This window comes from Pseudoalteromonas sp. NH0006-26, assembly GCF_057552415.1.
In genome coordinates this window covers 62247-84435 of record NZ_BAAJMJ010000004.1, presented here as the reverse complement: position 1 = coordinate 84435, position 22189 = coordinate 62247, and the positions used below count along the sequence as shown (strand labels likewise).

Below are 22189 nucleotides of genomic sequence, written 5' to 3'. Positions count from 1 at the left end.
CACAATATAAAAAAAGCGGCTAAATAGCCGCTTATTAACTAAAAAATAGCTGCATTATTCAAAAAATAATGGTTCACGTTGTTTTTTACCAACTTCGTTCATGGTTGCTGCGTCGAACAAGCGGCCGTTGATCATGGTGTAATCAATTTTGTCTGAATCACGAATGTTTTTCAGTGGGTCGCCATCAATAACCATTAAATCTGCCAGCTTACCAACCTCTAATGAGCCTACGTTTTTATCTAAGCCTAGGTATTTGGCAGGATCGAGCGTTGATGCTCGAATAGCCTCAAGTGGCGTCATACCACCTTGAGCAAACATCCACATTTCCCAGTGCGCACCTAAACCTTCGCGTTGGCCATGTGCACCTAAATTAACCAGTACGCCTAAATCTTGAAGTTCAGCTGCCACACGCGCATTGTTAAAGTGGTTATAGTGATGATCAGGCGCTTTAACACGACGCATTGAGCGTGGTAGTAATTGGTTTTTAGGCACAAATTTACTTAATCGAGGATGATTCCACACATCAGTTTTATCGTACCAGTAGTTTTCACCCCAAATACCGCCATAAGCAACCACCAATGTAGGTGTATAACCTACATCACTTTGTGACCACAACTGTTTAATATCATCATAAATATGTTCAACCGGAATGGAATGCTCAATCCCTGTATGCCCATCAACTACCATACTCAAGTTATGTTGTAATAATGAGCCCCCTTCTGGTACCACCATCATTTCAAGTTCACGACCAGCCTCAATCACTTGCTGACGCTGCTCTCTGCGAGGTTGGTTATAAGATTTAACACTAAACGCCCCTACTTTTTTCAAACGCTCTAAATGAAATTTAGCATCATCTAACGAATCAATATGCGAAGTATAACCAGGCATATTCGCGCCATATAAAATAGTACCGGTAGAGAAAATACGCGGGCCGACAATCATACCGGCTTTTTGCATTTCACTGGCAGTGAATATTTCAGTGGTGTCGTTTGATGGATCGTGGATGGTAGTAACACCGAGCGCAAGGCCTGCAAAATTTTTCCAGTTTTGTTGTGGGATAATTTCATCACTTGCTTGTGAGCCATGCGCATGCGCATCAACCATTCCAGGCATAATTGTTTTGCCTGTTACATCAACAACCTTAGCATTTTTTGGAATGCTAATATCTGCAGCAGAGCCAATAGCTTTGATATGCTTACCATCAGTAACAATAACGCCATTTTCAATGACTTTTTCGCCGTCCATGGTAATAATTTTTGCGCCAGTTAAGGCAATCATGCCTTCTGGTTCAGCCATTTTTTTACTAAAACCAATGTTAGTCCCGCTTTTGACTTTAACGTCTTGGTCATCGGCTTTATTAATAGCAAACATTCCATCTAAGCTAGCATGATATAGCTCAGGGCCAAGTGTCCAATAGAGTTTATTGCTGTTGGCACTCCAGCTAATATTTTCACCAGCACGAACAGATAATTGCTCAATTGGAAATTGGCTGTCTTTAGGCCCAATATTAATGGTTTTACCGCGCTCAACAAACGGTGTTACAAACACTTTAAAGCGCTCTGCAAATGCTAAGTACTCACCATCAGGTGAGACCCTAAATTCAGTGGCATGCTCTGATTCATAGAGTTTGCGCACTTTTTTACTTTCAAGCTCAACCACACTCAACGTCGGTTTAGGCCATGGGCTCATAATATAAACACGATCATTGGCACTGCCAAACTGCGGTTGGTAGCCACTTTTAGAAATTAACTCACTTTTACCGCCTTTAGCACTGACACTGTAAACCCCAGGATGCAGTGACCATTTAGGATTTAAAATGCTGCCGCCGCTGGCTTTACGATATACCACTGTTTTGCCATCTGGACTAAAGGTAGGCTCTACATATTTACCCGGTTCGTCGGTAATCGTATCGCCGCGACCACTGCGTGCAGAAACAACGCGCACTGTCCCTTGTTCATTATCGTCCCACGTGGTGTAGACAATTTTTTTACCATCACGAGAGTACTGTGGAAATAACTCATAATGATCGGTTTGCTTGGTTAAACGTTTGATTTTTCCTGAGTCTAAATCGCGTTTATAAATATGACCCAGTGCTTCAAAAAGTGCTGTTTCACCATCTGGGCTAATTTGTACATTTCGCAGCATTTTTACATCAAAATCTTCAGTATCGATATTTTGAGTAAAACGCACTGCTTTTTGAATTTTTTTCGTGGTATCTACTTTGAATGCAATATCGCTGACAGATTTATCATCGACATTGAGTTTATGAAGGGTGCCACCAGCCCAAAATACTAGTTCTTCATTATCTGGTGTCCACGCAATTGTTGGGTATACCCCATGAATAGCCCACGTTTCTTGCATATCGCGCTCTAGCTTGTCATATAGTTTGATATGCTCACCGCTGGTTAAATCGTATAAGTACAAACTAGTTTGAAAGTCATCACGCTTTATATAGGCAAGTTTCTTACCATCAGGTGACGGGGTCGGTCTGATTGCCCCACCCATACCACTAATAATCGTTTCTATTTCACCCGTTTCGCGGTCATAACGCTTAATTTTATAAATACCCGCAACCGAGTCTTTTGAATAATGAAAGGTTTTACCTGGGGTTGCATCATGAGAAAAATAAACATAACGACCATCAGGTGAAAACATCGGCTCACCTAAATCTTTTTGATCGTTTTCACGTTTAGTCAGTTGAACCCCTTTACCACCCGCTTTATGATAAAGCCATACTTCACCCGCGCCTAAAGAGCGACTAGCGGTAAAGTGCTTACGCGCAACTAAATAATCGCCATCAGGGCTCCATGCCGGACTATTAAGTAAACGGAACGTTTCGTCCGTTACTGCGGTTTGGTTCTCGCCATTAACATCCATAACCCAAATATTATCACCGCCACCTTGGTCTGAGGTAAATGCGATATGTTTACCATCGGGGCTAAAACGCGGCTGCATTTGCCATGCGATATCTGAGGTCATTTGTGTGGCTTTACCACCACTCATTGGCATAGTGTAAATATCGCCCAGTAAGTCAAATACTAAGGTTTCTCCGTCAGGGCTTATATCTACATTCATCCATGTGCCTTGCTCTACACTAATAGAAGCATCTACAAATTGCCCTTTTGGTGAATCAACTTGCCATTTTTTTTCATCTGTTTGCTCTGCGTGTACTTGACCCAATGCCAATGAAACCGATAACGCAAGCGCTGTTTGCAGCATTTTTTTCATGCTTATCTCACTTATTATTGTTGCTGTGTGTTGCTCTATTACATGATTGCAACAAAAACGCTAGCAAGTTACCAGCGTAATAGGATGAAGTGCATAAAATTAATGCCAAACGATAGGATCAAATTGATAAAAATCCACCAGCAGACGGTAAATCTCGGGGTCTTCACGCCGTAAATCCGCAGGTTTCTCTAAAAATGTTTCGGTGATCACCGCAAAAAATTCAGCCTCATTTGTGGCTCCGTAACTATGAATAACATGCGGCATACTATAGGCTACGTGCGTTTTTAACTGCGAAAATGCTCGGCTAAATACCTTGCCCCATTGTTGATATTGAGCCTGCGATGAAAGCAGTGGCGTGCCGGTGGTTTTACCGGTTTCTTGATCAAGTTGATGCGCAAACTCATGAAACACTAAATTATGCCCATCACTGGGTAAGCGATTACCCTCAAGCACATCATGCCAGCTCAGCACCAGCGTACCTCCTGGCCACGACTCACCCTGCCTTACGGTATTATGAAAACTAACAAGGCCAGCGTTATCACGACTCGACTGAGGCGCATAATAGGCGCTGGGATAGAGTAAAATTTCTTTAACGTTTTTATACAAAGGCCAGGGCTTGTGCAATACCAGCAGGCAAGCATCAGCGGCAATAATCAGTTTCATTGGCTCTGTAAGTTTTAAACCATCGCAGCCAACAAAACGTTTTTCATTTAGAAACCATACAATATGAGATGCTAACTTGGCTCGCTCTGCATCGGTCATTTTGTTATAGATTGGCATAGCCCGTATTAACAGCGCATGCTGTTGTGGGCTTAATGATAAGTTACTGTATTTACGACGCCATAGGGTATTTTGAATATCAGACCAACGCCAAAAAATGGCTATAAATACAATTAAAACAAAAATTAATAGCGCATTTATCATTGGCTCACCCTAAGTCAAACCATTTAGCTTTAACGCTAAAACACCGCGTCCTCGATTATTTAAATAATATGGGTACTGAAGAGCTGTTTTTCAATCACACCACTTCAGTTCGATTTCGGCCATTGTTTTTAGCTTTATACAAAGCTTGGTCAGCATGTGATAATAACCGATCGTAATCATCGACGTTATCTGAGTCAGAAACACCAAAGCTCACGGTTACGCTAAGCCCCTGGGCAATAGACGAAAAATCTTTATTTTCGATTTCTTTGCGTAATTGCTCACATAATTGCTGTGCTTGCACAGTATTCATGTCAGGAAATACAAATGTAAATTCTTCACCGCCCCAACGAGCCACTTCTTGCTCGCCTTCACAATGCGCTTTAAGAATATTGGCGACTTCACATATAACCTGATCGCCAATCAAATGAGACCAACCATCATTAATGCGTTTAAAGTGGTCAATATCCATAATGGCAATCGCAAGCGGAGTATTACGCGCTTTAAAATCTGTAAAGTTGTCGGCCAGCCAACCATCAAATGCCCGGCGATTCGGTAAGTCAGTGAGCTGATCATGCGTGGCTTGATATGCAAAGGCACTTGCTTGCTCTTGCAGTGCTTGAGTTTGCTTTACCACTCGGCTAGTTAGCTCTTTTTCTACCTGCTTATAGCGATACAAGCGATAACGATATGCACTATATATAACAACAACAAAAATAAAGAATACTAATAGCTTAAAGCTGGTCTTTTGCCAAAAATGCGATTGAATTTCAAAATGAATCACTTTGTCATTTTGCTGCCAATCGGTATTAGGGTAGGCAGAACGCACTGCAAATGAATATTTTCCCGCGGGTAAATTAGTATACTCAGCTGTCGCAATGTGCAAACGATCGACCCATTCATCATTAAAGCCTTTCATTTTTGTTTGAAAGTTTAATCGCTGCGGCATAATAAAACTTAAACCCGCATAATGGAACGACAGCCGTGTAACTCCAGGTGGCAAAACAAGTGTTTCACCATCAACAGGCAATAACATGGGTTTACCATCTACAGAAAAACTTTCTACAATAGTTGGTAACGGTATCTCGGTGGCTTCTTTTAATCGCGCGGGTTTAACCGTACTCACCCCTTTTGCGGTGGCAAACCAAATAGTACCATCTGAATGCGCTGTAGCCGAAGGCGTTGACCCTCCATTGGCTTGCGCACTGAGCATGCCATCGCCCTCATCGTATAATTGAAAAGCTAGCGTCTGACTACCTTTTGTAGCTGAATCTAATAGCTGATTAACCTGCTTATAATTAACTTCAATAATGCCACGGTTACTTGATAGCCAAAGTGAATCTTTAAAGGGCACAATTTGAAAAAGCTTATCGACCGGTAATCCTAGCTCTCGCCCTAAAATAGTCATATGGCCATTTGAATGTTGATAACGCAATAAACCTCTATCGGTCGCCATCCAGGTATATTTATCGTCAATATAAAAGCCAAACGCATATTTAGCCGAAAACGCTTTAGGGAACTGAATTGGTTTAAATTTATCCGTTTGGGTATTGTAAACTACTACGCCATTGCCAGTGCCTATCCAAATATTAGCCCTCTTATCCTCACTCAAAGCTAGAATAAAGCCACTCGGTAACTCTTTCTCATTAGTAAATTGCACTAAACTGCCGTCGGTATTAACTCGCGTTAACCCCATGGCTGAACCTATCCATAAACGATTTTTTGAATCAAAAAGTAACGAGCGTACTTCATTACTACCAAGCCCATTATCACGATTTAAGTAAGGTACAAGCTCGTTATTCACCACCTTTAACACACCTGAAGTATAAGTACCGACCCAAACATCACCTTGGCTTTGTTCAAGTAAGCTCAATACTGAATAAGGAGAGCCTTGTTTAGTCCCTTTAATTTGGGTAATTTTATTATTTTGCAACCGATCTAAGCCTGTACTCCCCCCTATCCATAAACTGCCATCAGAATGTGAAAGTACCGTGCGTACGTAGTCGCTAGATAAGCCTCGCTTTTTTCCCCACGATGAAAACGGGGCTTCTCTTAATCTAAATACACCCGCGTTGGTACCTACCCAAATACTGTTTTCTCTGTCTTGCAATAACGACAATATGCGGTTTGCAGGTAAGCCATTTTTAGCATCTAATTGTTCTATGCCATCAACACTAAGCCTAAATACCCCTTTATTAATAGTGCCAAACCATAAATCACCATGGTTATCTTCTAATAAACTAGAAATCGACTCAGCACTAAGCTGTGGATGGGGTGACTCGAACACATTGCCATTTAATACTCGCGCACCTCTTTCACTACCAATAACAAGGCGTCCTTCACGGGTAATCAATAGAGTATATACAGGTGCATCTGGCAAACCATGATGTGGAGTCATCAATGTAGCCGTGTAGTTAACTATTTTATACAGCCCATCACTGGTTGCAGCCCATATAGTGCCCTGCTTATCTTCAATTATTCGGTAAGCACTGACGTTTTGTATTATTGGGATATCTTGAGTGCTTTTGGCAGGTCGATAAAACACACCATCATTTTCAAGTGCCAACCACAAATCCTCGTTTTTACTCTTAAATACGTGATTAACCATTGCTTGGGCATTAGGTTGAGTGTCCCATTGTCGGTGCTGATATAAACTAATACCGCCGCGCGCTCCGGCTATGAGTAAGCCGCCATCGGATGTGGGGGTAAGCGCACGTACGCCTGAGTCAGGCAAATCGGTAATTTCTGAGCGGGTAAATAGTTTAAATTCTTGACCGTTAAAGCGGGCAAGCCCTTCCCAAGTACCTACCCATAAATAGCCATCTTGTGTTTGTGCAAGGCTATTAATGCTATTGTGAGGAAGGCCCGAACGGGTATTCCACGTTTCAAAAAAATAATCGCGCAACGGCAGGCGAGTCTGTTGCTGAGCATTAACAGTAAAAATCACCAACAAGAAACATAAAATCACCAAGCGATTCATCAGACACTGCCTTTATAATTATTAGTTTTTATATTTGAGTAAATTCAAGGTGAAAATTTAATTAAAAAACATCACCAACAAATAATAACATAAGATTTACAACTTTTTCATTAAGTATTATCACTTAAACTATCAAATGTATGTTGTAATTGTTGAACGAACTTAGCCACATGTAGTCCATCTAGTAACGCATGATGAACATCAATGGAGAGTGGCATTTCGCCGGTATTAGGGTTGTATTGGCCGAACACAAATTTAGGAATGCCACAGCTTTGACCCTGGGTAAACGCATGCGAAAAGCTACTAAAGTTTAACCAAGGTAAAACGGAAACGTGAATTAAATCAGCTTGCCCTTCTGTTGCCGCAAAAGCATCAGAAAACAGCGGGTTTAACTTTGCTTTATGACTAATCGCTTTTGCTTTATTTGCAAACTCATTTAACGAGTTATGTTGTTTAAAATAACTAAAACGAAATGAATCATCATCGGCAAGCTCAACCACACTCGCGCGCGTGGTGTTTAAATAATAAGGTTTTTGATTAACAATACGCAGCATCATCGGCTCATACTCATGACATGCTTTTAATAAGCAATAAACATAACCATGAAAAAAAGCACGATTAGTTTGTTTACACGCGGTATATAACTTTTTAGCACTGAGCTTTACACAAACATTAAAATAAGGCTGAGTGAAGTTTTGAAACAATTCAAAATGTTGTTTGCGCGGCCACTGATCAAAATCAATAGCCCGAAGAGATAAATCGGCAGAAGACATAAAGTATACACAGAGCAAAAGTAAAATTTTACCTCGCTTTGCCTATATTCGCATTAATTAAAATGATGCTTGGGGTGTAGTTATACCAAAGTCTTATATAGGCATAAAAAAAGGAGCGATAGTCGCTCCTTTTTTGAACCGTGTGAAAACTTAAAGTCCGTTTTCAATAATTTCTTGAGCAAGTTCATCAGCAATTAAATGCGTTGATTTTTGCTCTTTTTCACTGCGTGTAAAGATTTCAGCTAATGTATCGAAAATCTTCTCTACGTGTTTATTAGACGCCTCTTTACTGTAACCTTCAGGTGCTGTTTCGTAATACACGTTAATAATACCGCCTGCATTTATTACATAATCTGGTGCGTATAAAATACCTTTTTCACGTAAAATTTCACCATGGCGTGACTCTGCAAGCTGATTATTTGCACAACCTGCAACAATTGTTGCTTTTAAACGAGGGATTGTTGTGTCATTGATAGTGGCACCTAACGCACAAGGCGCATATACATCAACATCTAAGTCGTATATTTCATCAATACCAACCGCTGTTGCACCAAAGTCGTTTACTACACGCTCAACTGCAGCTTGGTTAATATCAGTAACAAATAATTCTGCACCAGCTTCAGCCAAGTGTTTACACAAGCCATAAGCCACTGCACCTAAACCTTGCACAGCCACTTTAATACCTGAGAAATCTTGAATGCCGCGTTGATGATGGAGCGCTGCTTTCATACCTAAAAACGTGCCGTAAGCTGTAAATGGCGATGGATTACCACTTTTGCCTTCAAGGCCTAGCACGTAGTTTGTTTCTTTGTTCATTAAGGCAACATCATCACAGGTGATGTTTACGTCTTCTGCTGAGTAGTAACTGCCATTTAAACGCTCTAATTGACGACCAAATGCACGGAATAGCTGTTCAGACTTGATCTCTTTTGCATTACCAATAATAACTGACTTACCACCACCAAATGGCAAGCGTGCCACAGCATTTTTATAGGTCATCCCTTTTGATAGACGCAGTACATCGTATACTGCATCCTCATCGTTGGCATAATCCCACATTCTACAACCGCCTACAGCTGGGCCTAAGTTTGTGTTATGTACCGCAATAATGGCCTTTAAACCAGACGCTTTGTCTGAACAAAAAACCACTTGTTCATGGTTATCAAATTCAACTTGATTAAATACAACCACTTTAAATACTCCGAAAATAATGGGCCCTTATGGGCAAGCACGCTACAAATTGACGAGACTTTATCACTTCAGATACTGGTTCGCTATACTATGAGTAGATAAACCACATAAACCGCACTCAACTGAAAAACAAAACGACTTATTGCGATAAAAATGCATAAAAAAATCAATAATAATTATTTTATTAAATATAAAAGCTAAAAACGCCATCACAATTAAAGTTTACGCTTACGTGAACGTCACTCTAAATTTATATGTAAACTTAATCGTACATCTTGAAAAAGAACACTAGCTCATAAAATACAATGGCTTATACAAAAACTGCCTATGCAGCACAAACTGGTCTGAGGTGTATAAGTATCTGCAAATTTAAAAATAAAAAAACGAGCACAGGGTGCTCGCTTTTATGATTACTTCGCAAATTTACTTCATTTTGCTGTCTAGTTCTTCAATTTTTGCTTTCCAAATTGCAGGGCCTTGGGTGTGGGCATTTGCACCCTCACTGTCAACGGCAACCGTTACTGGCATATCTTCTACTTCAAATTCGTAGATAGCTTCCATACCTAAATCTTCAAACGCAACGACACGTGCTTTTTTAATTGCTTTAGATACTAAGTATGCCGCACCACCTACAGCCATTAAATACACTGACTGATGCTTTTTAATAGATTCAACCGTTGCTGGGCCTCGTTCAGCTTTACCAATCATTCCCACGATGCCTGTTTTTTCTAACATCATGTCGGTAAATTTATCCATACGAGTAGCCGTTGTCGGGCCAGCAGGACCTACGGCTTCATCGCCTACTGCATCCACAGGACCAACGTAGTAAATAAACTTGTTATCAAAATCAACACCTTCAGGTAAACCTTCCCCAGAGTTGATCATATCTTGCAGACGCTTATGAGCAGCATCTCGACCCGTTAAAATAGTACCTGATAGTAAAACGGTTTCACCCATTTTCCATTCTTTAGTGTCTTCTTTAGTCAGGGTATCTAAATTAACACGGCGTGTGCCCTCACCGACTTCGAAAGTCACTTCTGGCCAATCTTCTAATTTAGGTGCTTTTAAATTCGCAGGGCCTGAACCATCAAGCGTAAAGTGTACGTGGCGCGTAGCAGCACAATTTGGGATCATAACCACTGGCTTTGAAGCCGCGTGAGTTGGCGCCGTTTTAATTTTAATATCAACAACCGTGGTTAAACCGCCAAGGCCTTGCGCACCAATACCTAACTTATTCGCACGTTCAAAGATTTCTAAACGCAGTTTTTCTTCTGTTGTTTCTGCGCCGCGCTCAATTAGTTCATGAATATCAACCGGATCCATTAATGACTCTTTTGCCATTACCGCTGCTTTTTCTGCCGTGCCACCAATACCTATGCCTAGCATGCCTGGTGGACACCAACCCGCCCCCATTGTTGGTAGCGTTTTTTCAACCCACTCTGCCACATCGTCAGATGGGTTTAACATCACCATTTTACTTTTGTTTTCTGAGCCGCCGCCTTTAGCAGCCACCATTACTTCAACTTTATCGCCTGCAACTAAGTCAATGTGTACCACTGATGGCGTATTATCTTTAGTATTTTTACGTGTTCCCGCAGGATCAGCAACAATCGACGCGCGCAAGGGATTGTCTGGATTTAAGTACGCACGACGCGTCCCCTCATCAACCATTTGTTGTACTGTTAAATCGGTTTTATCCCAATTAACATCCATACCTACTTTTACAAAACAGGTGATGATCCCGGTATCCTGACACAGCGGGCGCTTACCTTCTGCCGACATACGCGAGTTAATTAAAATTTGCGCAATCGCATCTTTAGCAGCTTTGCTTTGCTCTTTGTTGTACGCTTTTTCTAGCGCTTGAACAAAATCAAGAGGATGGTAAAACGAGATGTATTGCAAGGCATCTTCGATGCTATCAATAAAGTCTTGCTGACGAATTGTACTCATAGTGGTTCCTTAAGTTGTTGTTACGCACGCTGCACGTAAGCTTTATCAAACCCGTGACGGTGGTTCGAACTGTTTTCAACCACAGCGCTCACTAAACGCTGCCAAAAAAATTTGACTTATGATACCCTCCCAGCCCGTTTCGAGCCAGTTCTTAAAGGGGCAGTAAATGCTAAACAATAAAAAAAATTGTGTTGAATTAGCCATATCACAAAATTGTATAGAGGTATTTTCGCATTTTGCTCATTTACCCTACGCTATTTTGCTAGATTCGGGTGATAGCGATCACATTAACAGTCGTTTTGACATGATTGCGATTGAACCTCAAAGCACCCTGGAAGTTAAAAATAATCAAACTGTTTTTAATAACCAAGCGAGTGCTAAAAGCTGCTTTGAAATAATGAACGATGAATTAGCAAAGCTTGATACAACAAAAGCCGCTAACAATTTACCCTTTAATGGTGGCTGGCTTGGTTATTTTGGTTATGACTTAGGGCGTACCATAGAGCAACTGCCAAGCAGTGCTTTAAACGATATTGATTTACCACAAATGGCCGTTGGACTTTACCTTGATGCACTCATTTACGATAAACAACTGGATACTTGGTTTTATGTTTCGCAGCCCAATGTAAATCGTCTCTCGCTATATCAGCAATATTTAACGCAACCACCTAAGCACGAAAGCTTTTCGCTTACATCACAGTGGCAGTCAAATATGAGTCAGACAAGTTATAGCGAAAAATTTGCCGCCATTGAAGAATACTTAAAAAGTGGTGACTGTTATCAAATTAACCTAGCGCAGCGTTTTAGCGCACATTACCAAGGGTCTCCTTGGGCGGCTTATGTTAAATTAACGCAGGCCAATAAAGCGCCTTTTTCTAGTTTTATAAATCATCCTCAAGGCGCTATTTTATCAATATCACCCGAGCGTTTTATTGCAGTGCACGACAACAAGGTAGAAACAAAACCTATTAAAGGCACGCTACCACGTAAAGCCGATGCTTTAGAAGATGCAAAACAAGCTACACTTCTGGAAAATTCCAGTAAAGACCGCGCTGAAAATGTCATGATAGTAGACCTGCTACGAAATGATTTAGGTAAAGTCGCAAAACCGGGCTCTGTTGTTGTACCTTCATTATTTGCTATTGAAAGTTTTCCGGCGGTACACCATTTGGTAAGTACGGTCACCTCAACCCTTGATGAAGGAAAAACGGCAGTCGATCAGCTTGAAGCCGCATTCCCTGGAGGCTCTATTACTGGCGCACCCAAAGTACGCGCAATGGAAATAATAGAAGAGCTGGAGCCGCACAGACGCAGCATTTATTGTGGCTCTATTGGCTATATTAGCGCCTGCGGTAATATGGATACCAGTATTACCATTCGAACTTTAGTTACTCATCATCAGCAAATACATTGCTGGGCTGGCGGTGGCATTGTTGCTGATTCAAAAGTCGAATTGGAATATCAAGAAACATACGATAAAGTAAATAAAATACTCCCTATATTAAATGAAGGTCGCTTTGAATAGTGAAACCATTTCGGCTCGTTTTCAATTAAACCGCAGTTTAGCCGTGGATCAGCTCAAAGATAATAAAAAAAAGCGCGCCAGTGCAGTGATGCTACCTTTGATTGATATAGATAACGAAGCACATGTTTTATTGTGTAAGCGGCCAACCTATTTACATCACCACCCTGGGGAGATTTGTTTACCGGGTGGTAAATTTGAAATTAATGATGTTAACCTGCGCACCACGGCACTGCGTGAATTACATGAGGAGCTAAACATTGCCCCGCATAATGTTCAAGTTTTAGGCCAGCTGCCGGAATACTCTACCCTTACTGGATTTACTATACGTCCTTTTGTGGGCTTAATTAAAAAAGAAACGGTATGGGAGAACGATCATAACGAAGTACAAGCCAGCTTTTTGCTCTCTATAAAAGCGCTGAACAACGAAGCTAATTGGCAACCAATCCCCTTTGAACGTAATGGAAGAGCCCTAACTTTAAATGGCTTTATCACTCCTCACGGGCTTTTGTGGGGTGCCACAGCCAGCATTATTAAAAACTTTACAAAACAACTCGCCATACCAGTTTAAATCTTTGCTAATAAGGGTTACACACCTGCATTTCCACGTTATTATAGTCGACCGTTCAAAGAACAGCTTAATGCTGAGAAAACTAAGTAGAGACACACATTATGATCAGTGCATTTGACATGTTTAGCATTGGTATTGGCCCCTCATCGTCACATACCGTCGGCCCAATGCGTGCATCACGCTTATTTGTTAATGACCTAGATGAGCAACAACTATTAGCAAATGTAACCGATGTAAAAGTAGAGCTTTACGGCTCACTGGGGCAAACAGGTGTTGGTCATGGTTCGGGAAAAGCAGTGATCCTTGGCCTAGCCGGTTATGATCCTGAAACCATAGATGCCGATTTAGTGGACGATATTTTAGCAAAAATAGAAAATGAGCAGGTTATTTATCTAAACCAAACTCATAAAGCTAAATTCCCTAAACAAGGCGCTATTGTTTTTCATCGCAGAAAAACACTCCCTAAACATTCCAACGCAATGGAAATTATTGCCTATAACAATGACGAAAAAGTATATAGCAAAGTTTACTACTCTATTGGTGGCGGGTTTATTGTTACAGATGAAGAGTTTGAAAAAGAAAAACAAGCCGCTTTAGATATACGCGAAGAAAACCCTGCCCCGTTCCCGTTTGGAACGGCTAAAGAATTACTCGAAATGTGTAAAGAGTCGGGTTACAGCGTATCAACGTTAATGATGAAAAACGAAAAAACCTTACGCAGTGAAGAAGCCATAAAAGATGAATTATTTAATATTTGGCAAGTAATGAAAGCCTGTATTGAACGTGGTATGCGTACCGAAGGTATTTTACCTGGTGGTTTGAAAGTAAAACGCCGTGCACCAAGCTTATATTTAAAGCTCAATGTAGAAGTGAGTAACGATCCACTTCGCGCTATGGATTGGGTTGATTTATTCGCATTAGCAGTGAATGAAGAAAATGCAGCAGGCGGTCGTGTGGTTACTGCACCAACAAATGGTGCAGCTGGTATCCTACCAGCCGTATTAATGTACTATCATACTTTTATCAAAGAAGTTGATCGCGACATTGCTACTCGGTATTTATTAACCGCGGCCGCTATTGGTATTTTATACAAAAAAAATGCCTCTATCTCAGGTGCTGAAGTGGGTTGCCAAGGTGAAGTTGGTGTTGCCTGTTCAATGGCTGCTGGTGCGCTAACTGAAATTGTTGGTGGTAACGTGGTACACGTAGAAAATGCCGCTGAAATTGGCATGGAACATAACTTAGGATTGACCTGCGATCCAGTGGGCGGCTTAGTGCAGGTACCTTGTATTGAGCGTAATGCAATGGGCGCTATTAAAGCAATTAATGCTTCTCGTCTTGCTATTCGAGGTAGTGGAGAACAAAAAGTATCGCTTGATAAAGTAATTAAAACCATGCTCGATACCGGTAACGATATGAAAACAAAATACAAAGAAACCGCTCGCGGTGGATTAGCTGTTAACATTATCGAGTGTTGATATTTTAGAGTGTTAATTAGATAGCATAAAAAAAGCCGCTTAGTTGCAAAACTAAGCGGCTTTTTCATTACTGTGTAGCTGTTATTTAACCGGTAATTCGATATCAGCAAATAATTTATCAACATCTTCTTGATTACGCAGCAAACTTGCTCGCTCTACTCGCTCTTTGGTTAAATGCGGTGCAAAACGTTCTATAAAATCATACATGTAGGTACGTAAAAAGCTGCCCTTTCTAAAACCAATTTTAGTCGTACTCGCTTCAAATAAATGGCTAGCATCAATGCACACTAAGTCGCTGTCGTTTACCTGATCAATAGCCATAGATGCAACCACACCGACACCTAATCCCAAGCGCACATACGTTTTAATAACATCGGCGTCGGTGGCGGTAAATACAATATGTGGCTCAAGACCATAGGCGTTAAATGCTTTATCAAGCTCAGAACGACCAGTAAAACCAAATACATAAGTGATCAAAGGATACTGCGCTATATCTGCCACTGTTAAGTTATCGACTTTTTTCGCAAGAGGATGATCTTTAGCAACCACAATACTACGATTCCAGTGATAACAAGGCAACATAACTAAATCTGAATATAAATGCAGTGCTTCGGTAGCAATGGCAAAATCTGCATCACCGCGGGCAGCTGCATCAGATATTTGTTGCGGCGTACCCTGGTGCATATGCAATGACACTGCTGGGTATTTTTGGGTAAAGCCTTTAATTACGCTTGGTAACGCATAACGTGCTTGCGTGTGCGTAGTCGCAATATTAAGTTTACCTTGATCGGGCAACGTATGTTCATTAGCCACCGCTTTAATACCCTCAACTTTTGAGAGTATTTCTCGCGATATATTAATGATTTCCTCGCCAGCACCTGTAACGTGAGTTAAATGTTTACCACTACGGCCAAAAATTTGTACACCTAGTTCATCTTCTAACATACGTACTTGCTTAGAAATACCAGGCTGGGAGGTAAATAAACTCTCAGCGGTAGCTGAAACGTTTAATTTATGATTTTGAACTTCTACGATATATCTAAGTTGTTGTAATTTCATGGCTATGTAGTTTCGTTATAATTCACATTGACAGATTAAAGCGCACCCTATAATTAATAGGTAACTAACTATATAAAAGGCTGATTAAAGTTACACAATATAACAATTAATTTATTGAAATTTCAGGTTAACACAATAAGTAAAGTTGAGGTAGCAATGATTATCAGTAAACCAAACATAACATATTAAGATTTAAACGCTTTATATTGGTACTTTTTTTAGTTAATCAGCGCAAAGTTTCCCACCTTTTATATATTTAATGTAAGATTAGTGGATAAGGTTAAGAATTTGAGAATTATAACATGATCGTTTCCATTATAATTGTACTAATTGTTGCGCTTATCGTCATCGCACTATGGGTTAGTGCTGTTCAACAACACAAAGAAAAACAAGAAGCTGAACGACGTAAAGAGCTAACAAAACAAAAAGTTATCATTGAAGAAACTGAAGAAGCACTGATGAATAGTGCCAACATCCCACTCTCAGAGGCAACTCAGCGAGTATTACAACGTCGTATTCATGATGCACTCAGTAATATGGTATCTATTTCAAGCGGTGGTAGCGGGCTTAAAAATCGCTTAAAAGAAGCGAAAGAGCGACTGCAAAACCCTATTCAAGACGGCTCTGAAGGCTTTGTATTACCAAGTAACGACAAACAACTGATATCGCTGATACAGGGTATTAAAAAGCTTCGTACTATTATTCGTTCTGAGCATAATAAAGGCAAAGTAGACAGCCAGGTATTTATTGCAGAAGATAAGCGCCTTGAAAAACTGCAGCTAAGAATAAACATTGAAAGCCAAATAAAACGTGGTATAGCAGCGCAAACAGCCGGGATGATAGGGTCTGCTAGGCAATACTTTGAAAAAGCATCGGCGACGCTTAACAGTGTATCATTTACTGATGATTACATTACGGCAAAACGAGCTGAAGTTGAGGGTTACCTAGAAACAATAAGCAATGAACTAAAGGCATCCAATGCCACATCATTGAAGAAAAAGAATGAGCAAGAGCAAGATGATTTAGACGTGTTGTTTGCACCAAAAAAGAAATGGTAATTCGTTACCTAATAAAAAAGCCCATACAACTGTATGGGCTTTTTTATTGCTAAAGTTTAGTCACGATATAAATTTACATACCCAGACTAAATCGCGTTTTTTAACATAAGCATTAAGATAAAAATGCAAACTTAACAATAAACAATGCAGTTAAAATCCAGACACTAATACTTACCTGATCTTTTTTACCACACAGCACTTTAACCGCGGTGTAAGAGATAAAACCCAGTGCAATACCGTGTGCAATTGAGAAGGTCAACGGTGTCATTAATAATACAACACTCACTGGAATTGCATCGGTCATATCATCCCAATTTACAAATTTCAAATTTTGTAGCATTAGAACAGATACGTATAAAATTGCTCCTGCTGTTGCGTATGCTGGTACCATTTGTGCCAAAGGAGCAAAAAACATCATCAACAAAAAGCAGCAACCTACAACCACAGCCGTTAAGCCCGTTCGGCCACCCACTGATACCCCGGCTACAGACTCTATGTATGAGGTCGTTGTTGAAGTACCTAGCATTGCACCGGCTATAGTTGCAGTGCTATCAGCGCTTAATGCACGACCTAAACGCGGCATATTGCCGTTTTTATCTGCTAGTCCCGCTTTTTGAGTAACAGCTACCAACGTCCCTGAGGTATCAAATAAATCAACAAATAAAAACGCAAAAATAACACTTAGCATAGACAGTTCAAAAGCAGCACTAAAATCAAGTTGCATGAACGTCGGCATTATTGAAGGTGGCATTGCAACAACACCATGATATTCAACTAATCCCATAGACACTGCTATCGCGGTGACAAGCAAAATACTAATAAGCACGCCGCTTTTAAAGTCGCGATAAAGTAATGCCGCAATAACAAAAAAACTAAAAATAGCTAATAACGGACCCGGTGACGTTATATCGCCTAGCTGCACAAGTGTTGCAGGGCTTGATACAATAATACCAGCACTTTTAAGCGCGATAAGTGCTAAGAATGCACCAATACCGGTTGCTATTGCTTGTTTAAGCACCAGAGGGATTGCATTAATAATCCATTCACGCACCTTAAACAAGCTTAATATTAAAAATATACAGCCTGACATAAATACCGCGCCCAGCGCTGCTTGCCAGCTATAGCCCATACCTAACACAACGCCATAGGTAAAAAATGCATTTAATCCCATACCCGGTGCCAATGCCAGTGGATAATTGGCCCACAAACCCATAATAAAACACCCTATTGCAGCAGCAATACAGGTGGCAACAAATGCGGCACCTTGGTCCATACCGGCTTCTGCAAGCATAGCTGGGTTAACGAATACGATATAAACCATCGTAATAAATGTAGTCATACCGGCAATACATTCACGGCGAACCGAAGAATCATTTGCACGGATTTTAAATAAGGCTTCGAGCATAATAAACTTGTGGTTGTAAAAAGTGGCGAGATTTTAGCATAAAAATAACTTTTTACAGGACATTTTACCTTGCTATATACTAAACTAGCTAAGTGATTAAAATAACAAACGAAGTAGCATGATCAAAACGACACCAAGTGGCCAAGACTTAGAGCAACAATTAGACAACATACTTTCTTTTGTAACGCAACCAAGCGATGCAAACCTCCCTGCGAGCTCTAAAAGCACCGATCAAGACACATTAAATAAAGCCCTTTATTACCTTAAAAATGAACAAGGCGCTTTAGCCGCAAAATGGATGCGTTTAGCAGCAATGGCAGGAAACTATCGTGCACAGTTTTACTTAGGGCTGTTTTTTATTAAAGGGCAAGGCGTACCACAAAGCGTATTTCATGGGGCTGCGTGGCTTAGCTTAGCTAGTAGCCAAGGATATGAGCCAGCAATAGAAGCAATGAGCGATATACGTAAGCATATTAGCACTAAACGACTTAAAGACGCCCAATGTTATGCTGCCAGCTTATATGAACAAATTCATCAGTTACAATTTTCACATTTGATCCCTATATGTCACGAAAAATAATTTTACTCCCTTGTAACTCATTTCATCTATAAATTAATTAAGCGTTTATATGCTAAATGCAACAACGCTTAATTTTTTAAAAGTACTGTATATCACCTGTATTTCAGCTTAGTCGTAGATTAAAAAACTAACACCAAAAGCGCTCACCCACTAAATACCTAATCAATTGTTATATATAACTTATTTGTTTTTAAATAATTAAATTTTCATGCTCAGCTGAATAACTGTACAAAAAATAGCAAAAAACACTTGCACCAAACAACTGTATAAACTACTGTATACATGTACTGTATAAAAACCCAGTGAGTGAGACGATTATGTTACAGCCGATTACCGTAAGAACAGTTAAGAGCTACCAACAAGATGACCAATCAGATTGTGTTAACGTTGTTCAAATTGAAGATGAAATTTCAGCAACGTTTGAATTATTAAAAGTATTACACCAATACAATAGTTTAAATGCATGGACACTTTTAATTGCACCAGACCATGTGCCTAGCAAAGCGCTGCTTGATTCATGCTCAATTGATACCAGTAAATTACTGGTTATACGTCAAAAGCACTTAGTTAATTTAGAGTATGTTTTAAGCTCTGCACTTCATAATGGTAATTTTGCCGCGGTGATCACCTGGACTGACATAATAAATAATCAGCAGCTATCTCAGTTATCATTAAACCTGAGCCATACACGCACTAAGCTATATTGCTTTAGCAAAAAAAGCGCTCAAGCTGAGATTTCACTAACGCAATAAGCTTGGTAAACTAGCGTTTTAATACACAGTACATTTATTATGACCTCCAACGCCCTACTATGTTTTTGTGGCAGTCAGCAACTTTATGCTGATTGCTGTGAACCTTTTCATTTAAAAACCAAACAGCCACAAACACCTGAGCAACTTATGCGTGCTCGCTACAGTGCTTATGCTGTTAAAAATGCAGCTTTTGTTCGTGATAGCTACGCAAAAGAAAAACAAGCTGAAAACTCACTATCAGAAATTAAAGACTTTGCAACTAGCTGCCGCTTTGTAAACTTAACCGTTTTAGATTCTGGCTATGATGAAGATACAGGGTTTGTAAAGTTTAAAGCTCATTACTTTTATCAAGATCTATATTGCGAGTTGGCTGAGCATTCAAAGTTTATTAAAGAAGATGAACAGTGGCGATACCTTGATGGTGAGATCACACCGGTTGCCGATATTAAAATAAAACGCAATGATACTTGCCCTTGCGGAAGTAATAAAAAGTATAAAAAGTGTCATAGTGTATAAGTAAAAACCACAAAAAATGGGCCACTTGGCCCATTTTCAAAAACTACACAAAACGCAATTTAGCGTTTTATTCGTCATCAGCTTCATCGAAGTCTTGACGCTGCGCAGGTCTTGCTAAAATCTCTAAGTAAAAAGAGGTTAAACCTTGCTTTTCAATTTCACTGATGTGATTGTTAATTTCAGCAACGTGAACTACTTGGGCTTCTTCAGCCGTGTTACCAAACTTACAATCGAATGCCCAGTAGTCGGCATCAACAGGTAAAGTTTTATTACGTTCTCTTTTCAAATATTTTTTCACTTCATGCTTTGCAGCATCAACCATACGAGGGTATTTGATTTTCTCATGATTCAGCGTGAATGTTTTCTTCATTACGTTCCTAATTACCTTGGTTTAATGATAATGGCATTCAATGTCATACCATTTGCGCCATTATAGCAATTGCATTTAAATTTTGGATGCTTTTTTTATATTAAATCAGTTATTAAAATAAAGCACCTGTAAAACCACTCGTTACTTACTAATATAAACACAGTTTATTACAATCTAATGGCGCTTAAAAACAGCATTCAATGTAATTTAATTAGGCACTAAACAAATGTAGTGGCTGGTGGAGGGCTTCATTTTGTAAATCATCATAAAATGCTGCGGCATCCATTTGCACATTTGAGAGCGGCATATCAGTGTTTTTAATTCGCCGACGGACTGCTAGTTCACAGTTATCAATTACGTTAAGCGGGATATGATTTTTATCATCTCGAATATTTAACGGTTCAGGCTTTAAGCACTGAGTTAACTTTATATCACTCATCCCTATAGCGCTTCCCATTTTTGCTAAAAGTTCCGTGTTATTTTTGCCAATCAACATATTAAAGGTATCTGGCGCTAATGGCTGCTTTGGGCCCGCACCAAATTGCTTTCGCAAGGTCTCTTCATCAGCTTGGTAACCACTTGCATCACTTTTAGGTAAGTGAAACTCACTAAAATCAAGCGCGTCATGAGAGAGCATTGCTAATAAAAGTGCAAACTCGCCTCGGCGGTTATCGTGCACACTTTCATTAAGCCTCGTTTTTAACTGGCTCTCCGTGATTAACAAATCACCAATCTGCATAGACTTTAGCCTATTTAACTAATTAATAAGTATTTATCGGCTAAATTTGAATTTTCTTTAGCTTTTTTCTTTACTTAAATAAGAAGTTTGCTATTATCTGCCGCGTTGCATTGGAGGGGTTCCCGAGCGGCCAAAGGGATCAGACTGTAAATCTGACGGCTCAGCCTTCGCTGGTTCGAATCCAGCTCCCTCCACCACTTTTCTTAGGCTAAGTTAAGTGGGGCCAAATGCAATAAAAATTAGTGTGGAGGGGTTCCCGAGCGGCCAAAGGGATCAGACTGTAAATCTGACGGCTCAGCCTTCGCTGGTTCGAATCCAGCTCCCTCCACCACTTCTCTTTACTACCTCATTTTATGTTCTAGTTATTCAAAAACCCATTGTAAACTCATGCCATGCTTATTTAACCAAGCGCTTGCTTTTTTGTGTTCTGAATAAAATAATCCTACACGATGCCAAAATTGTGCACTGTGATTTAAATACTTTAAATGCGCTAACTCATGCACAATCACGTAGTCAATTATCCATGTAGGTGCGCTTGCCAAGTGCAAGTTGAAGGTCAGTTCACGCCTGCGGTTACAACTGCCCCAGCGACGCTTATACAATTGAATACGAATATTGCTCGGTAGCTTTTCACCCATCAGCTGACAATAGTAGTTAACTCGCATTTCAATATAACTTTCTAACTTCTCATGCAAAAATTGCTCTAGCAAACCTTGATACATTTGCGTTCGATGCTTCACACGTGAAGAAATACTCAGTAACAGCGTTTGGCTTTCATTGTGCTGCTGCCATTGAGTGCGTGCTGCATTTTCAAATTGCACATTTACAGCTTCATTAAATAGTTTAATGCTATGGGTTTTGAGTGGAAACTGTCGTGTATCGGCTTGAATTTGTTGCTTATGTAACTGAGCATCAATCCAGCCCTGTTTACTCAACAGCCATTCATTAATTTGTGTTTTCGTTACAAAATGGGGCGCAAACACCGTAAGTTCTCGTTGTGCGACTTTAATCGCTACTGTTTTTCTTCGTTTACTTCGCTTTAAAGTGTAATCCAACAATGAATGCTGCCTAGTTATAATTAAACACTGGGCTTTAT

At 40.1% G+C, this 22189-nt stretch carries 18 protein-coding genes and 2 tRNA genes; 9 read left to right on the top strand and 11 right to left on the bottom strand.

The features are described from left to right. Window positions 1-54: 54 nt before the first annotated feature. The 6 genes from AC27JR_RS07550 to AC27JR_RS07525 all read right to left on the bottom strand — a co-directional run bounded on the left by AC27JR_RS07550 (window position 55) and on the right by AC27JR_RS07525 (window position 11043). Window positions 55-3228: an amidohydrolase family protein gene (locus AC27JR_RS07550; RefSeq protein ID WP_487173222.1), complete on the bottom strand. Its 3174-nt coding sequence runs from the start codon at window positions 3226-3228 to the stop codon at window positions 55-57. A 99-nt stretch (window positions 3229-3327) separates the two neighbouring features. Continuing rightward, window positions 3328-4152 carry a M90 family metallopeptidase gene (locus AC27JR_RS07545; protein WP_372858022.1) on the bottom strand — a complete coding sequence of 275 codons (825 nt, stop codon included), beginning with the start codon at window positions 4150-4152 and terminating at the stop codon, window positions 3328-3330. 94 nt (window positions 4153-4246) lie between these two features. Next, window positions 4247-7129, bottom strand: coding sequence for a ligand-binding sensor domain-containing diguanylate cyclase (locus AC27JR_RS07540; protein ID WP_487173221.1), 2883 nt, complete (start codon window positions 7127-7129; stop codon window positions 4247-4249). A gap of 110 nt (window positions 7130-7239) precedes the next feature. Then, a complete protein-coding gene (locus AC27JR_RS07535) occupies window positions 7240-7902 on the bottom strand; it encodes a CatA-like O-acetyltransferase (protein ID WP_487173220.1) in 663 nt (220 codons plus the stop codon). Window positions 7903-8052: 150 nt separating this feature from the next. Further along, entirely contained in the window at window positions 8053-9093 is a 1041-nt protein-coding gene (locus AC27JR_RS07530) for a Leu/Phe/Val dehydrogenase (protein ID WP_076918514.1), read from the bottom strand. Between the two features lie 423 nt (window positions 9094-9516). Then, entirely contained in the window at window positions 9517-11043 is a 1527-nt protein-coding gene (locus tag AC27JR_RS07525) for a fumarate hydratase (protein WP_008112774.1), read from the bottom strand. A gap of 166 nt (window positions 11044-11209) precedes the next feature. On the opposite strand from AC27JR_RS07525, the gene pabB reads away from it, so the two are divergent. From pabB to AC27JR_RS07510, 3 genes are all read left to right on the top strand, one after another. Then, on the top strand, window positions 11210-12568 hold the full coding sequence (pabB, locus tag AC27JR_RS07520) for an aminodeoxychorismate synthase component I (RefSeq protein ID WP_487173219.1): 1359 nt from the start codon (window positions 11210-11212) through the stop codon (window positions 12566-12568). Beyond that, the gene (locus AC27JR_RS07515; protein ID WP_288985413.1) at window positions 12561-13136 is read left to right on the top strand and encodes an NUDIX hydrolase; all 576 of its coding nucleotides are present in this window, start codon (window positions 12561-12563) and stop codon (window positions 13134-13136) included. Before pabB ends, AC27JR_RS07515 begins: the two co-directional genes overlap by 8 nt. Window positions 13137-13237: 101 nt before the next feature. Continuing rightward, a complete protein-coding gene (locus AC27JR_RS07510) occupies window positions 13238-14614 on the top strand; it encodes an L-serine ammonia-lyase (RefSeq protein WP_010388528.1) in 1377 nt (458 codons plus the stop codon). A gap of 81 nt (window positions 14615-14695) precedes the next feature. Here AC27JR_RS07510 and cysB read toward each other — a convergent pair whose 3' ends face one another. Further along, window positions 14696-15673 (bottom strand): HTH-type transcriptional regulator CysB, encoded by a 978-nt coding sequence (gene cysB, locus AC27JR_RS07505; RefSeq protein WP_008466190.1) that lies wholly within the window; start codon window positions 15671-15673, stop codon window positions 14696-14698. Between the two features lie 302 nt (window positions 15674-15975). On the opposite strand from cysB, the gene AC27JR_RS07500 reads away from it, so the two are divergent. Next, the gene (locus tag AC27JR_RS07500; protein ID WP_008466188.1) at window positions 15976-16731 is read left to right on the top strand and encodes a hypothetical protein; all 756 of its coding nucleotides are present in this window, start codon (window positions 15976-15978) and stop codon (window positions 16729-16731) included. A gap of 112 nt (window positions 16732-16843) precedes the next feature. Here AC27JR_RS07500 and AC27JR_RS07495 read toward each other — a convergent pair whose 3' ends face one another. Then, window positions 16844-18136, bottom strand: coding sequence for an NCS2 family permease (locus tag AC27JR_RS07495; RefSeq protein WP_008465893.1), 1293 nt, complete (start codon window positions 18134-18136; stop codon window positions 16844-16846). Between the two features lie 118 nt (window positions 18137-18254). Between AC27JR_RS07495 and AC27JR_RS07490 the strand changes: the two genes are divergently transcribed. The 3 genes from AC27JR_RS07490 (at window position 18255) to AC27JR_RS07480 (ending at window position 19984) form a co-directional block, all read left to right on the top strand. Next, the gene (locus AC27JR_RS07490; RefSeq protein WP_487173218.1) at window positions 18255-18716 is read left to right on the top strand and encodes a tetratricopeptide repeat protein; all 462 of its coding nucleotides are present in this window, start codon (window positions 18255-18257) and stop codon (window positions 18714-18716) included. Window positions 18717-19033: 317 nt separating this feature from the next. Then, window positions 19034-19468, top strand: a complete 435-nt coding sequence (locus AC27JR_RS07485) for a SulA-like leucine-rich domain-containing protein (RefSeq protein ID WP_008465889.1) — start codon at window positions 19034-19036, stop codon at window positions 19466-19468. Window positions 19469-19507: 39 nt separating this feature from the next. Continuing rightward, window positions 19508-19984, top strand: a complete 477-nt coding sequence (locus AC27JR_RS07480; protein ID WP_131691222.1) for a YchJ family protein — start codon at window positions 19508-19510, stop codon at window positions 19982-19984. 67 nt (window positions 19985-20051) lie between these two features. Here AC27JR_RS07480 and AC27JR_RS07475 read toward each other — a convergent pair whose 3' ends face one another. Beyond that, window positions 20052-20354, bottom strand: coding sequence for a DUF6172 family protein (locus AC27JR_RS07475; RefSeq protein WP_008465885.1), 303 nt, complete (start codon window positions 20352-20354; stop codon window positions 20052-20054). A gap of 211 nt (window positions 20355-20565) precedes the next feature. Next, the gene (locus tag AC27JR_RS07470) at window positions 20566-21093 is read right to left on the bottom strand and encodes a VC2046/SO_2500 family protein (RefSeq protein WP_487173217.1); all 528 of its coding nucleotides are present in this window, start codon (window positions 21091-21093) and stop codon (window positions 20566-20568) included. Between the two features lie 112 nt (window positions 21094-21205). Between AC27JR_RS07470 and AC27JR_RS07465 the strand changes: the two genes are divergently transcribed. Next, window positions 21206-21290, top strand: a tRNA-Tyr gene (locus AC27JR_RS07465). 49 nt (window positions 21291-21339) lie between these two features. Continuing rightward, a tRNA-Tyr gene (locus AC27JR_RS07460) sits at window positions 21340-21424 on the top strand. Between the two features lie 31 nt (window positions 21425-21455). Here AC27JR_RS07460 and AC27JR_RS07455 read toward each other — a convergent pair. After that, window positions 21456-22148 carry a M48 family metallopeptidase gene (locus tag AC27JR_RS07455; RefSeq protein ID WP_487173359.1) on the bottom strand — a complete coding sequence of 231 codons (693 nt, stop codon included), beginning with the start codon at window positions 22146-22148 and terminating at the stop codon, window positions 21456-21458. Between the last annotated feature and the right edge of the window lie 41 nt (window positions 22149-22189).

What these genes read in the sequence shown, in the direction of transcription:
- AC27JR_RS07475 (WP_008465885.1), bottom strand. Translation starts at nt 20,354, where the DNA reads ATGAAGAAAACATTCACGCTGAATCATGAGAAAATCAAATACCCTCGT.
- AC27JR_RS07540 (WP_487173221.1), bottom strand. Translation starts at nt 7,129, where the DNA reads ATGAATCGCTTGGTGATTTTATGTTTCTTGTTGGTGATTTTTACTGTT.
- AC27JR_RS07550 (WP_487173222.1), bottom strand. Translation starts at nt 3,228, where the DNA reads ATGAAAAAAATGCTGCAAACAGCGCTTGCGTTATCGGTTTCATTGGCA.
- AC27JR_RS07495 (WP_008465893.1), bottom strand. Translation starts at nt 18,136, where the DNA reads ATGCTCGAAGCCTTATTTAAAATCCGTGCAAATGATTCTTCGGTTCGC.
- AC27JR_RS07500 (WP_008466188.1), top strand. Translation starts at nt 15,976, where the DNA reads ATGATCGTTTCCATTATAATTGTACTAATTGTTGCGCTTATCGTCATC.
- cysB (WP_008466190.1), bottom strand. Translation starts at nt 15,673, where the DNA reads ATGAAATTACAACAACTTAGATATATCGTAGAAGTTCAAAATCATAAA.
- AC27JR_RS07525 (WP_008112774.1), bottom strand. Translation starts at nt 11,043, where the DNA reads ATGAGTACAATTCGTCAGCAAGACTTTATTGATAGCATCGAAGATGCC.
- AC27JR_RS07485 (WP_008465889.1), top strand. Translation starts at nt 19,034, where the DNA reads ATGTTACAGCCGATTACCGTAAGAACAGTTAAGAGCTACCAACAAGAT.
- pabB (WP_487173219.1), top strand. Translation starts at nt 11,210, where the DNA reads ATGCTAAACAATAAAAAAAATTGTGTTGAATTAGCCATATCACAAAAT.
- AC27JR_RS07470 (WP_487173217.1), bottom strand. Translation starts at nt 21,093, where the DNA reads ATGCAGATTGGTGATTTGTTAATCACGGAGAGCCAGTTAAAAACGAGG.
- AC27JR_RS07480 (WP_131691222.1), top strand. Translation starts at nt 19,508, where the DNA reads ATGACCTCCAACGCCCTACTATGTTTTTGTGGCAGTCAGCAACTTTAT.
- AC27JR_RS07545 (WP_372858022.1), bottom strand. Translation starts at nt 4,152, where the DNA reads ATGATAAATGCGCTATTAATTTTTGTTTTAATTGTATTTATAGCCATT.
- AC27JR_RS07490 (WP_487173218.1), top strand. Translation starts at nt 18,255, where the DNA reads ATGATCAAAACGACACCAAGTGGCCAAGACTTAGAGCAACAATTAGAC.
- AC27JR_RS07510 (WP_010388528.1), top strand. Translation starts at nt 13,238, where the DNA reads ATGATCAGTGCATTTGACATGTTTAGCATTGGTATTGGCCCCTCATCG.
- AC27JR_RS07535 (WP_487173220.1), bottom strand. Translation starts at nt 7,902, where the DNA reads ATGTCTTCTGCCGATTTATCTCTTCGGGCTATTGATTTTGATCAGTGG.